This is a genomic window from Stieleria mannarensis, from assembly GCF_014154935.1.
GTDB lineage: Bacteria > Planctomycetota > Planctomycetia > Pirellulales > Pirellulaceae > Stieleria > Stieleria mannarensis.
Map to the genome: position 1 here is coordinate 39,053 of NZ_JACEHH010000037.1, position 13,275 is coordinate 52,327.

The following is a 13,275-nucleotide window of genomic DNA, read 5'->3' on the forward strand; positions in this document are numbered from 1 at the left end:
GGCCAACGAAAAAAGCGTTCTTAACAAGAATCGTTTCTGTTTGGGCATGGTGAGGGTGGGCTCTCGAGGGGGGGATGGGCAGGAGGTAACTTGATGTTCGTTCGTGTTCGATTTTGTGGAAGCCTACGCCACAGAATCAACTTTAACGAAGCGGCAAAATGGGTTGTGGGTCATCGACCAGGAATTTGGCAATTTTTCGCCCCGTAACACTCAACGGCAGTGTGCGGATCTGGTCAAGTGAGACCCATTGCCACGGCTCCGGCGGCTTCCGCTTGGCCACACCGGCGGCGGACGCAAACGACGCCTGGTGGACGTGCAGCGAAATGCGAAACTTGGTCACCGCGTGACGAAGCGTCTGCAGACGAACTCCGGGGGCAATTTTCGCGCCCAATTGATCGGACAGCCAATCGGCGGCCGCGTCGACGGATTCGGTCGTCGCGTGGGTACAGCGGGGAAAATCCCATAAACCCGCCCAGCGCCCGCCGTCGGGCAAGGGCCGAGCCAAGTACTGTGTCGTGCCGCGCGACCGGCGAGACAGGATCAACGCGAATTCCGTTCGGTCTTCGTATTTGATCCGCTTGATTTTTCCCGGAATCTCGGACTGCAATTGCAGCTCGGCGGCCCGGCAATGATTCTGCACCGGACATTGATCACACTTGGGTTGCTTGGGCAGACAGACCAGTGCGCCGAGTTCCATCGCCGCCTGGTTGAATTGACCACTGCCGCGGCGCGGCAACATCCGCGTCGCGAATTCCCACAGCAGTTTGTTACCGGCGTTTTCGGTGGGCGAGGCACGCAGCGCGATCCAGCGGCTGTAAACGCGTTGCGTGTTGCCCTCCAACACCGGCAGTTTGGCGTCGGAGGAAATCGACAACACCGCTCCGGCGGTATAACGTCCCACGCCCGGCAGCGCCAGGACTTGGTCATAGTCCAAGGGGAATCGGCCGTCATGATCGGCCATGATCTTTTTTGCCGCCGCGTGCATCGAACGCACACGGCGGTAATAACCTAGACCTTCCCAGTGCCGCATCAACTCGGATTCTTCCGCGGCGGCCAACTCGGCGATCGTGGGAAAGGATTCCATCCAACGTTGATAGTACGGCAGCACCGTCGCCACCTGGGTCTGTTGCAGCATGATCTCGCTGACCCAGACGTGATAAGGCGTCGGATCGCTGCGCCACGGCAGCTCGCGCGCGTGCGTGGAGAACCAATCCAGCAGTTTACGTCGCAGCTCGCTTCGCCAGCGCGTCCGTTGCCAATCGTCGTGATGTGGCGGGGTTTCAGTCGGCAAGGTTCGCGATCGAATGACGTCAGGGAGTGCGTTGTTTCTTCAGCGTCGCGGTCGTGTCGAAAACAGCTTCGCCACGACGGTAGCGGATGGCGATTTCGTCGCCGGGGATGTGCGTGTTGATCTGCCGTTGCAGATCATCGAATCGAGTGATTTTGACGTCGTCGATTCGGATGACCACGTCGCCGGCCTGCAACCCGGCGTCTGCCGCACCGCTGCCCGGTGTGACTTGGCTGACTTCGCAAGTGTCTTGCAATGTTGTTTGGCACATCACACCCAAGAACCCGCCGCGGCGAAGTGTGATTTCCAATCCCGGCATTTCGACCCGCAAGCGTTCGACCCGCTGTTCGGAAACCCCCGTCCCCATCAGATGAAGTGCGTCGCGCAATCGCACCTGGCGGAGTTCGGTCAACAGGTCTTCGTTCAAGCGGACGTAGCGCAGTTCGATCGTCTCCAACCGGGCCCGTTTTTGCATCGCCCGGACGGCCTCCGACGTGAGCTGGCAATCAACGATCACCAAGGTCGCCAAGTCGGGCATTTTCATCACCGCGGCCAAAATATCCTCCGTCGCCTCGGTCGATTCGATGACCACAAAATCGATCTCGCGGATCCAACGCAGCCACGCCAGGACGTCGCGATCACCGTTGAATTGGGAGTCGATTCGAACGATTTCGCGGGGGCTGCTGCGCGAGGCCAGCGCGACGGTTTCGGTGCCGACAAAGATGCCGGCGTCGGCCAGCTGAACTCTGGCTTCGCGGCCGCGCGTCTCGGCGAACGATTGCAGCGTCGATTGGGCCAAGGTGGCTTTGGTGCCGAAACTGGTCTCGGCGATCGATTCCAACGTCGCAAGCGCCCCGTCCTTTTGCCACGGCGGTTCGTCTTCGGCGACCTTGGCCAAGATCGAAATGACGTTTTCAACCGTTTCCAAATCGCCGGCATCCAGCATGTCGCGAAGGACGGGAATCGATTCCAAACCGCCATCGATCAGGTGCCGCCGCGCCGATTGGCGACGCAAATAGCGTTCATGGGACAGCTGGCTGGCCCAGTACTGGAGCGTTCGCTCGCCAGAGCGAGTTCGCGGGGGTGGGGCCGTCGGGAGTGGGGGCGAAGGCGACTCGGTCGATGGATGGTCGACCGAGTCGGTCGCAGACTGCGGCGGAGAAGCCTGCTCGGTGGGAAGCTGCTCGGTGGGAAGCTGCTCGGTGGGAAGCTGTGCGGCCACTGGGTTGGCCGCGCCGATCAATGACGCCGCGGCCACCAAAGCGACGACGCACACCACTGCGGCGACGCGGAGCCGACGTCGATGGTTACGCCGAGAGCCCATGCGCCGAAAGTCCGTGCGCCGAAAGTCCATGCGAGCGTCAATGACCAGATCCCCCACCGTTAGCCGATGCACCAGCGTTCGTTGAACCACTCGACGCGGTCCGCACGACGCGGGTTGTACTTCGTCTCGGGGTTGAACTTGTGCGTCTTCAAGAACGACATGAACGCCTTGCCGGGCACCTCGGCGTGCTGGGCGATGATGTCGACATGCTCGCTTTCGGGTTTCCAGTCGTACAGGATCTTGTTGTCGGATTCGAATTTTTCGTCCAGGTACTCGATGTTGGCCGAGCTGCAAACGACGAAGTCGCAATCACGCTTGCACAGGAAATTCAACAGCTTGGATGCCAAGGCACGGGTCTCGGCCAGCTGGCCGTCACAGGTCGCCGAAGCGATGTTCCAGATGGAGACAAAACTGTGTTCGTCCTGGTCGTCCGGTGAAATTTTGAAATCGATTTCGTCGTCGGCGGCTGCCATGCTGATCAAGCCTTCTCAGATGGGGGGTAAATGATTGTTTCAGTCCCCCGATTCTAGACGATTCTTGTCGATTCGCACAGAGTCGACTCGGGCGTGACCGGACGTGTCATGACGCTCTCGATGATTCAGCCAACGAATGAGACATCGCTCATTCGGCACGTGTTTGGACTGATTCGCCGGAGCCTATTGCCATGACCCAAATGATGCTTTTCGACACCTGCTCGCTGGCCCCCAATGTCGCTGTGGCCCCCAATGTCGCTGTGGCCCCCAATATCGCTGTGGCCCCCAATATCGCTGTGGCCCCCAATCCGGCTCCCCTGGCTGCCAGTCCAGCGGCTGCCAGTCCAGCGGCTGCCAGCCCGGTTGCCGCCAACCCTGCAGTCACTCGTCCCCGCACCGCCGGAACCGCGGTCGCCGACTCCGCCGACGACGGCCTGCACCGCATGGGCGATTTGGCACGCCTGGTCCTGCTCCGCTACCAACTGGTCGCCCAACGACGCCAACAAATGGCCGCCCGGCGGGGAAAGTGAAGGGGGAACGGTCAGGTAAGAGTCAGGAGTGGGACGGCAGGAATAATGAGGGTGAGCAAGGGAGCGATGCGAAGTCCTCTCACGGACCTCTCAACCGCCGCCAACCGACCCGCCGTCCTGGCCGTCTTTTTTGTCCGGCTTGCCCAACCGCTCCTTTTTTCGATGCAGCATCCAAGCCGTCCACAGGGCGCCGACCATAAATCCGATCAGCCCCGAAATCGCCAACAACATCGCCAACGGGACTTCGACGTGAAACACCAACGGCATCCGCAGCAACACGCGCTGGGTGTTGGAAAGCGAAAAGATCATCAGCACCAACACGCCGGAAATGATCAAAAACCATCGAATTCGCGCCATGTTCCCCATGTCCCGTGATGTACCAAACGTCCAGTGAATCGCCAACGCATTGAGCGTGCCGAACCACCCGCCGGGGTGCGAAACGGCCGCCGTTAAAAATCGAGCCCGAAATGCTAGCATTAGTTATGCTGGCGTTGGATGCGGGCCGCAACTTTCTTTCCCTGTATCCATTTCGTTCGGGATGAATCGACATGGCCAATCAGCAGCAATTTTTTTCCTTCATGGAGCCCCCGGCGGTCAAACCGCCCGCTGCTGCACGTCCCACGGCATCCCGCCGGCGGATCTCAAACGGTCATCAGTCGTCTAGGACCAGCCGACGGGCCCAGGAGGCTGGGGCATGCCCGGACGCTGCATGCCCCCCCGATCGCGACTCGATCCTGAAATCCTTGCGAGCCAAGGTCGGTTGTCTCAGTACGGCGCGACAGGACGACGGGATTGGGTTTTCGACCGGCTGCGAATCGTTGGACCGTTGGTTGCCGATCGGCGGTTTGCACCCGTCCACGCTGACCGAATGGATTGCCGCCCACGACGGTGTCGCCGCCGGATCGTTGGCGATGTCGGCCGCCGCCAGCCGATTGCGTCAAATCCCCGCGCGACCGCTGGTGATCGTCGATTGCAGCGGCACATTTTATCCACCGGCGGCGGTCGCTTTGGGCGTGCCGCATCAACGCATGATCTTGCTGCGGCCGCGGAGTGGGGCCGACGCGCTTTGGGCGATCGACCAATCGCTGCGATCGGGGGCCGCCGCGGCGGTCTGGGCCAGCCTGCCCATGCAAATCGACGATCGCGACGCCAGACGTTTGCAACTGGCAGCCGAAGCCGGTCGAACCCCGGGCTTGTTCGTGCGTGGATTTGCCGCGCGTGGAAAACCCAGCTTCGCCGAAGTCCAGTTTTACGTGTCGCAGCAACCGCGTGACGCAACGAAGCACAACACAGCGCAGCACAACACAGCGCAGCACAACACAGCGCAACGTGCGTCGAAGCGTCGGCCGATGAACCGTTCGCGCGGTTTCGAAGTCCTCTCGGTCACACTCGATCGCGTCCGTGGCGGTGTCGCCGGCAAGCAACTCGACCTGCAGATCACCGACGCCGCAACACTCCGTCCGCTTTCCACCACCGCCCCACAGACCCCACGGCATGAAACGGCTGCTGAGCATCTGGCTTCGCAACTGGCCCATCCAGCGATTGCAAAGCGAGTGGCATCGCGACCAGACGCCCGAACCGCTTCCTAGCGATCGATCGGACCGCCCGCACGCAGAGTCGCCATCCACCGCGCCGCCAAACTCCCGACCGCTGATCCTTTGGAAAAACGATCATCGCCGCGGCCGGATGGTCGTCGCCTGTTGCGCCGCGGCGCGACCGCTGGGCGTTCGCCCCGGGATCGCGATCGCCCAGGCGACGGAGCTTGCCGGTGCCTCCGGTGTGACACCGATCAGCATCGAGCATGACTCGATCGCCGATTCGATCGCACTGGACCGAATTGCCGATGCACTGCAACACCGGATCAGTCCCCTGGTCGCGATCGAATCGCTGGGCAAACGACCGTGGGCCGGACAGATCTTGCTTGAAAGCGACACCTTGTTCTGCGACCTGTCCGGCGTGACGCATCTGTTTGATGACGAAGCCGGAATCCTGGAGGCGACCCGTCGCACGTTGGCCGAATTCGGATTGGTCGGCAAATTGGCGATCGCCGATCATGCCGCCGCCGCATGGGCGCTGGCCCATTACCACCCCCGCGACACCTACATCTCCGATCGCGGTGCGGATGATTTACGGGACCTGTCGGTCAATGCGCTACGGATCGAAACGGAAACCAAACACACGCTGGACCGGTTGGGGATCGAAACCGTCGGACAACTGCTGCGACTGCCACGCGGCGGACTGGCCCGACGCTTGGGCGACGGCATCGTCAAACGCATCGCCGAGGTGTTGGGCGAAGTCGAGGTGCCGCTGGAAATCCATCATGCCGAACAACAACACCACAGCACCCACGACCTGGAGTATCCGACCGAGGATCGAGAGATTCTGATGGATCGCGTGGGGCGATTGACCGAGGACATCGTGGCCAGTCTGGCGACCGCCCAACGCGGGGCGCTGCGCGTGGCTTGCCGATTGGAACTGGTCGAACGCGCGCCACTGACCACGGTGATCGGCATGTTCGCACCGACGCAAGACGCCGAGCACCTGCACGGTCTGATTCATGCCAGCTTGGAAGCGTTGCGGATCCAAGCACCGATCACCAAGATCACCTTGTCGGTGCTCAGCAGCGGCCCGCTTAGAACCCAGCAAAGCACCTTGTTCGCCGAGGATGCCTTTGCACTGGACAACGACTCGGTCTCCGATCGCTCCCTGGCTCGACTGGTCGACACCCTGACCGGTCGACTGGGACGTGAGGCGGTTTTGGGGGTCCGGTTGAGCGAAAACCCGTTGCCGGAGAAGGCCTTTCGGACCTATTCGCTGACCGACCACCGCACCCGCCAAGCGCTACAACGTTTGCCGGCCAAACAGGCCGCACCGTCATCGACCGCCCGCCACCGTTCCGGCTCTCACGCCCCCCGGCATGACGACGCCCGCCGCCGCCCGATGCAACTGTTGCGCAAACCCATTCCCTTGACCGTCGTGGCCGCGACGTCCCCCGACGCCGCCCAATCCTCTCACGAGCTACCGGCCTTGCGCGTCGAAGGTCAGCTGCACCGAGTCGCCCAATCCTGGGGGCCCGAACGGATCGAAACCGGCTGGTGGGATGGCCCCACGATCCGCCGCGATTATTACCGCGTCGAAACGGAAACCGGCAAGGTTTGGTGGGTGTTTCGAGCGTTAAGGACCGGGGACTGGTTTTTGCACGGGCGTTTTGTCTGATTTCTCGGTGCTCCTTCTCAAAAACCTAAATCCCCACGGGGACCAGGCTCGTCTGATCGGCAGTGCATTGCCGAATCGCCCCGACGAGGACCGAGACGTGGTTAGACCAACAAGATCGCAAACCCTGCTGGCAGCCATCATGTTCTGCCTCCCGCTGCTGGGGTGTGCCCAGCAAACCGAAGGCACAAGCATCGCCGAAGTGCTCGATCGAGCCGAAATCCAGACGTCGGGGGAAAATCCTGCGGTCGCATTGGTCGCCGGAGCTGATGTGCCAGGGCTCCAGACGGCCGGTCGATCGGCATCCAAACGCAAGATCATCTACTCGGCCGAAGTCGAATTGGTGGTCGAAGACTTCGCGGCCTTCGAGCGTCAGATTCCCGCCGTGATCAGCACCCATGGCGGGTTTGCCGCGGAGCGTCAGACCGATCGTCGCCACGGCGATCACCGTGGCGGCACCTGGGTGATTCGGGTCCCGGTGGAAAACTACGACGCCTTTCTGTCCGGATTGGATGCGCTCGGTTTCGCCCGATCCCGCAGCGAGACGTCCGACGATGTCACCGAAGCCTACGTCGATTTGGAAGCCCGCATCAGCAACAAACACAAGCTGGAAGAACGCATCGTCGCGATGCTGGAAGAACGCCCGGGAAAGCTCTCGGACCTGATGGAGATCGAACGAGAACTATCGCGCGTGCGGGAAGAGATCGAACGGATGGAAGGTCGGATGCGGGTGTTGGCCGACCAGACGTCGCTGGCCACCGTGACGCTGCGGATCACCGAAGAAGCGACCTACCAACCGCCGGCGGCGCCGACCTTGGGCGACCGCATCGCCGCTGCCTGGAGCGGATCGGTCCGATCGATCACCGGCTTGGCCAGCGGACTGGTGATCCTGGCAGTTGCACTGGCTCCCTGGACCGTGATCCTGCTGCCGGTCGCGATGCTTGCCTATCGGTTTCGCTCGCGCTGGACCGGGGTGTTTCGCCACGACCTTCCGGCTTCGTGATTCCTCGTCGTCTCCGTCAGCCCAAGGGTCGGTTCAGATTGCAAATTGCAAAATGAACATTTCCAATTGCAAATTTGCATTGTTCAATTTGCAATTTGCAATTCTCCGTCCGCCCACGTTCTCACGCCCCATCCTGTTTCGGCTGAAGCCAGCGGAATCGTGATCCTGCTGCCGATCGCGGTGCTTGCGTATCGACTTCGCTCGCGCTGGACCGGGGTGTTTCGCCACGACCTTCCGGCTTCGTGATTCGCCGTCTACGTCAGCCCAAGGGTCGGTTCAGATTGCAAATTGCAAAATGAACATTTCCAATTGCAAATTTGCATTGTTCAATTTGCAATTTGCAATTCTCCGTCCGCCCACGTTCTCACGCCCCATCCTGTTTCGGCTGAAGCCAGGCCGAGCGGCGACAAATTTGAATAGGAAGCGAAACCGGGGCCGACGCTTGAGCGGCTTCCGCCAATCGTCTCTCAGCCGATTTCCACACAATTGCAGACTTGGCCGAGCACGCCGGCTTGGCGAATCGCCGGCACCAGCGCTTGCTTGAGTGCGACCGACGGCAGTTGCCCGCGAAGCACGATTCGCGACCCCTCCATCGAAATCTCAAGGTTGGCCAAGTGGTCACAGAGTTCGTGGTGGGAACACAGAACCGAGTCGATTCGCTGAATCAGATGGGTGAAACGCGAATCAGAAAGTTGTGATGTAGCCATCGGGCTATCTCCCAAGCGGCGGAAGTGAATTTCGCTACTCGAACAAGCGGACTTCTGCCGTTGAAGTGACAAACAAAACTGGAAATTTTGCCGGGACGCAGAAATATCAGGCGGAGACACCTACGTCGAGGCGAATCGGAGTCAACATTTTGATTTCGTGAAAAACGCGCAATGTCGATCTATCTACCGCAATCGTCCCTTAACGCTAATCAGACGCTCGAAAAAACGTTTTGTTTTCCAAAAAGTTTTTAAAATTTCATGTCTCTCGAACCGGTTGAACGCTCTCACCGGTTCCCCCCCGGTGCGTCCTACCGACGCACGACGCTCACCGGCCACTTGATGACCGGACTGGATTGACCCTCCCTGGCAGGGAGTGGCGAGCGGAGCGAGGGGAGGGGCGATTCGTGGCGTTTAAGTGTTCTCGAGCCACTGCGAACCCAGGACCGCCGACCGCATCCTATCCGTGGGTTCGCGCTGCCATCGGTGGGCATTGATCTGCTTGTGGTGTAGGGTGGCCACCGAACCGATTGAGTCCCCTTTTTCAATCAACAATGGAAGCAAATCGATGGCTGTCGAAATTCATGCGGTCTACACCGGCCAGCTCGGTTGCACGGCCACGCATGGCCCGAGTCAGAAGACCTTGATCACCGATGCACCGCTGGACAACGGCGGCAAGGGAGAATCGTTCTCCCCGACGGACCTGGTCGCCACCGCACTGGGCAGCTGTGTGCTGACCATCCTGGGGCTCGTCGCCGAGCGTCACCAGTTGGACATCCAGGGGACCGAGGTACGGGTGGTCAAGGAGATGATTCAGAAGCCGGTCCGTCGGATCGGAAGTTTGCGGACGGAGGTGACGATTGCTGCGGCCGCGGTCAGCGAGGCATCGATGCGGGATCGGCTGGAATCGGCGGCGCGAAAGTGCCCGGTCCACCAAAGTCTTCATCCGGACATCGATGCGCCGATCGAATTCGTCTACGTTTGAATCCCCCGGCGCAACGTAGCTACCTTCGCCAGAAGGTGGTTTCCTCGGTTTCCACGCTCTGGCGAGCGTAGCTACGTCGAAGCTGCGTTTGGCCGCTAGACGTAGCGGACCTTGCCGGTCCCGAAGGTGATGTTTCCGATCGGCGTGGCTTGGAACCCCAAGTCGGCCAGTCGGGACTGGATGCTGGCGGCATAGAAATCACTGACGATCATGGCCATGCCGATGCCCATGTTGAAGACGCGTCGCATTTCCGCATCGGCGACGTTGCCGGTTTGTTGTAGGAATCGGAACACGGCGGGCGGTTCCCAGCTGTTCGGATCGATTTCGGCGTCAACGCCCGGGGGCAGGATCCGATCCAGGTTCTCTTCGATCCCGCCGCCGGTGATGTGGGCCAGACCGTGGATGACCTGTTTGACTCGGTAATGGTTTTGGACGGCCCGGACGGCGGCGACATAGATTTGAGTCGGCGTCAGGCATTCTTGAGCGATCGTTTTGCCGCCCAGGGCTTCGGGCGTGGAATCCCAGGTCAGCCCGGCATCGGCGATGATCTTTCGCACCAGCGAAAACCCGTTGCTGTGCAAGCCGCTCGAGGCGATCCCCAGCACGACGTCGCCCTCGCCGATCTGTTTGCCGTCGATCAGCCGTTTTCGTTCGACGACTCCGACGGCAAAACCGGCCAGGTCGTAGTCATCGTCGCCGTACATGTCGGGCATGATCGCGGTTTCGCCGCCCAGCAGTGCCATGTCCCCGGCGACACATCCGTCGCTGATTCCCTGGACGATCCGTTCCAGCCGACTCGGGTCGTCTTTGCCCATCGCGACGTAGTCCAGAAAGAACAGCGGTTCGGCGCCGGTGCAGAGCAGGTCGTTGACGCACATGGCCACCAAATCGATTCCGACGGTGTGGTGGACGCCGGTGGTTTGGGCGATTTTCAGTTTGGTGCCCACGCCGTCGGTGCCGCTGACCAGCACCGGCTGTTCGTAATTGCGGGCAAACAGTTTGCCGGCGAAATCGAGTTGAAACAGCCCCGCAAACCCACCATCGCTGGCCAGCACGCGTGGGGAGAAGGTGCGATGCATCAGTTTGGGCAAACGCCGCATCGATTCGGCGTACACGTCCAGATCAACGCCGGCGTCCTTATATGTCGCAGCCATGGTTGGGGGTCAGCAGTCAGGTTGAAAGTGAAAATTCGGGTCAGCGGCTCCAGTTTGACATCACCGCGGCGGCTCTGGTAGCCGTCTGGCAATCAGAACGCCATTATCCGTGGTGTAGTGCGCGGCGATGTTCCACCCACCCTTGCGGGCCGGCGATGGCGGTCATTGAGGCCGCCAAAAACGCCGAAAAACGGTAAACTGTGCCGGTTGACTAAGTGATGTCGGGGCCATTTCCCGGCTGATAGGTCCGACCGTCAGTGTTTCACCAACCGTTTCCTGAGGCTTCTTCGGCAATCCATCGCTAGGCGTCATCGCGTGCCCGTCGGCCTGCCTGTTTTCCAATCTCCGCCCCGTGTCTGACAGACCCATGGTCAGCAAGTGGTAGGGTTTCTGGCAAGCATTGTGCAGGCACGTGATGCAGGCGCATTGGAGGTGGCACATGGTGTGCTCACCCCACAGACGCGTTCAGAAAGGATTGCAGGAGACACTCACAACATGCTTATGCGACAACCGACCGGAAACCTTCAGTTCACCTACCAGCCGCCGTTCGGTGCAACGTTGCAGGAGAACGGCGTCCAGTTTTCGGTGTTCAGCCGCTCGGCAACCGCAATGCGTTTGCTGCTCTACAATAAAGTCACCGACCAGGAACCGGCCGACGTCATCGAGTTTGACCGCGAGACCGATCGTTGGGGTGACGTCTGGAGTCTGAACGTCAAAGGGCTGGAAGCGGGCCAGCTGTATCATTACCAAGCCAGCGGGCCCTGGGACCCGGCCAAGGGGCAGCGTTTCGACTCGGCCGCCCGTTTGATCGATCCCTACGCGCAAGCTCTCGCGGGCACCTTCGGACGCAGCACTGACGGCGTCGTCCGGCCGCCCAAGTGCGTCGTCGTCAAAGATGACTTCGATTGGGAAGACGACCGGCACCTCCGCCGTGACCTGAGCGAGTCGGTGATCTACGAGATGCACGTGCGTGGTTTCACCAAAAGCCGCACCGCCAAAATCAAATGCCCCGGCACCTACCTGGGTGTGATCGAAAAGATCCCCTACCTGCAATCGCTCGGGGTGACCGCCGTCGAACTGATGCCGGTCAACGAGTTTCCGATCCTGGACATCTACGGCAACCCGCCCCAGCGGCCCAACTATTGGGGCTATGACCCGATGGCGTTCTTTTCGCCGCACCGCGGATACGCCCATGACAAACGCCCCGGCGCCCAAGTCAACGAATTCAAACAGATGGTCAAAGCGTTGCACGCGGCCGGGATCGAAGTGATCCTGGACGTCGTGTTCAACCACACCTGCGAAGGCAACGAGCAAGGCCCGACGCTGTCGTTCAAGGGGCTGGAGAACCAAGTTTATTACATCCTGAGCGAAGGGGAGCACTACACCAACTACAGCGGTTGCGGCAACACCCTGAACGGCAACCACCCGGTCGTCCGCGAGATGATTTTCCACTGCCTGCGGCATTGGGTGCACAACTACCACGTTGACGGATTCCGATTCGACTTGGCCAGTATTCTGTCACGTGACCGGGGCGGAAACTTGGTTCCCAACCCGCCGATGGTCGAACTGATCGCCGAAGACCCGTTGTTGGCCGACACCAAGATCATCGCCGAAGCCTGGGATGCCGCCGGTGCGTATCAAGTCGGTTCGTTCGGCAACCACCGCTGGGCGGAATGGAACGGTCGCTACCGTGATGACGTCCGCGGATTCTGGCGTGGCGACGGCGGAACGCTGGGCGCCCTGGCGACCCGACTGGCCGGCAGCAGCGACTTGTACGAACACGCCGGACGGCCTCCGTTTTGTAGCATCAACTTCATCACCAGCCACGACGGCTTCACGCTCAACGACCTGGTCAGCTACAAAGACAAGCACAACATGGCCAACGGGGAAGACAACCGCGATGGCGACAATCACAACATCAGCGACAACTACGGCGTCGAAGGCCCGACCCGGAAAAAAGGCGTCAACACCATCCGCGGACGTCAAATCCGCAACATGCTGGCGACGTTGTTGCTCTCCCAAGGCGTCCCGATGATCGTCAGCGGCGACGAAGTCCGCCGCACCGCACGCGGCAACAACAACGCCTACTGCCAAGACAACGACCTCAGCTGGTTCGATTGGCGATTGGTCGAAAAGAACAAGGATGTGCTGCGGTTCGTGCAATCGCTGATCCATTTCCGACGCCAGCAACCGACCGTGCGTCGCGTCAATTTCTTGACCGGCCAACCGGTCGACGGCCGATTGATCCGCGACGTGTCCTGGTACGCCGACGACGGCAGCCCGCTGGATTGGGGACAACACCACCTCAGCATGGTCGCCTACATCGCCGCCCCCAGCCGCGCCGAAGACCCGGCCGGGTTGGGACGCGACTTGGTGATGATGTTCAACAGCACCGGCGAAGACCGCACGCAACAATTGCCGGCGGTCGGCCGCGGCATGAAATGGAACCTGTTCCTGGACACCGCCGCCGATTCGCCCAAGGACATCTATCCGGAACTCAACGGACCGATGCCGCCGAGCAATCGGGCCGTGGACATGCCCTGTCACTCGCTGAAGGTGTTCGTCAGCGGCAAGGTATCCGCCAAGCGTCGCAAGTAGGGG

General features: G+C 60.8%; 12 protein-coding genes. 6 read left to right on the forward strand and 6 right to left on the reverse strand.

The features are described from left to right. Window positions 1-142 precede the first annotated feature (142 nt). From mutY to H1B37_RS22680, 3 genes are read right to left on the reverse strand one after another with little or no spacing between them, the layout of a single operon-like run. On the reverse strand, window positions 143-1,291 hold the full coding sequence (mutY, locus tag H1B37_RS22670; protein ID WP_286178052.1) for an A/G-specific adenine glycosylase: 1,149 nt from the start codon (window positions 1,289-1,291) through the stop codon (window positions 143-145). A 19-nt stretch (window positions 1,292-1,310) separates the two neighbouring features. Continuing rightward, a complete protein-coding gene (locus H1B37_RS22675) occupies window positions 1,311-2,612 on the reverse strand; it encodes a PDZ domain-containing protein (RefSeq protein WP_182869065.1) in 1,302 nt (433 codons plus the stop codon). 59 nt (window positions 2,613-2,671) lie between these two features. Further along, window positions 2,672-3,085 (reverse strand): hypothetical protein, encoded by a 414-nt coding sequence (locus H1B37_RS22680; protein ID WP_182869067.1) that lies wholly within the window; start codon window positions 3,083-3,085, stop codon window positions 2,672-2,674. Window positions 3,086-3,285: 200 nt separating this feature from the next. On the opposite strand from H1B37_RS22680, the gene H1B37_RS22685 reads away from it, so the two are divergent. Further along, the gene (locus tag H1B37_RS22685; RefSeq protein ID WP_182869069.1) at window positions 3,286-3,615 is read left to right on the forward strand and encodes a hypothetical protein; all 330 of its coding nucleotides are present in this window, start codon (window positions 3,286-3,288) and stop codon (window positions 3,613-3,615) included. 90 nt (window positions 3,616-3,705) lie between these two features. Here H1B37_RS22685 and H1B37_RS22690 read toward each other — a convergent pair whose 3' ends face one another. Next, complete coding sequence (locus H1B37_RS22690) at window positions 3,706-4,092, reverse strand: lipopolysaccharide assembly protein LapA domain-containing protein (RefSeq protein WP_182869071.1); 387 nt, start codon at window positions 4,090-4,092, stop codon at window positions 3,706-3,708. Between the two features lie 266 nt (window positions 4,093-4,358). Here H1B37_RS22690 and H1B37_RS22695 point away from each other — a divergent pair, with 266 nt between their 5' ends. From H1B37_RS22695 to H1B37_RS22705, 3 genes are all read left to right on the forward strand, one after another. Beyond that, window positions 4,359-5,204, forward strand: coding sequence for an ImuA family protein (locus tag H1B37_RS22695; RefSeq protein WP_182869073.1), 846 nt, complete (start codon window positions 4,359-4,361; stop codon window positions 5,202-5,204). Beyond that, on the forward strand, window positions 5,110-6,831 hold the full coding sequence (locus tag H1B37_RS22700; protein ID WP_182869075.1) for a Y-family DNA polymerase: 1,722 nt from the start codon (window positions 5,110-5,112) through the stop codon (window positions 6,829-6,831). Before H1B37_RS22695 ends, H1B37_RS22700 begins: the two co-directional genes overlap by 95 nt. A 139-nt stretch (window positions 6,832-6,970) precedes the next feature. After that, window positions 6,971-7,831 (forward strand): DUF4349 domain-containing protein, encoded by an 861-nt coding sequence (locus tag H1B37_RS22705; RefSeq protein WP_182869077.1) that lies wholly within the window; start codon window positions 6,971-6,973, stop codon window positions 7,829-7,831. Between the two features lie 467 nt (window positions 7,832-8,298). Here H1B37_RS22705 and H1B37_RS22710 read toward each other — a convergent pair whose 3' ends face one another. After that, the gene (locus H1B37_RS22710; RefSeq protein WP_182869079.1) at window positions 8,299-8,538 is read right to left on the reverse strand and encodes a hypothetical protein; all 240 of its coding nucleotides are present in this window, start codon (window positions 8,536-8,538) and stop codon (window positions 8,299-8,301) included. A 565-nt stretch (window positions 8,539-9,103) separates the two neighbouring features. Here H1B37_RS22710 and H1B37_RS22715 point away from each other — a divergent pair. Further along, complete coding sequence (locus H1B37_RS22715; RefSeq protein WP_182869081.1) at window positions 9,104-9,520, forward strand: OsmC family protein; 417 nt, start codon at window positions 9,104-9,106, stop codon at window positions 9,518-9,520. Between the two features lie 95 nt (window positions 9,521-9,615). On the opposite strand, the gene purM is transcribed toward H1B37_RS22715, so the two are convergent. Further along, a complete protein-coding gene (gene purM, locus H1B37_RS22720) occupies window positions 9,616-10,674 on the reverse strand; it encodes a phosphoribosylformylglycinamidine cyclo-ligase (protein WP_182869083.1) in 1,059 nt (352 codons plus the stop codon). Window positions 10,675-11,169: 495 nt separating this feature from the next. On the opposite strand from purM, the gene glgX reads away from it, so the two are divergent. Next, window positions 11,170-13,272 carry a glycogen debranching protein GlgX gene (gene glgX / locus H1B37_RS22725; RefSeq protein WP_182869085.1) on the forward strand — a complete coding sequence of 701 codons (2,103 nt, stop codon included), beginning with the start codon at window positions 11,170-11,172 and terminating at the stop codon, window positions 13,270-13,272. Window positions 13,273-13,275: the final 3 nt, after the last annotated feature.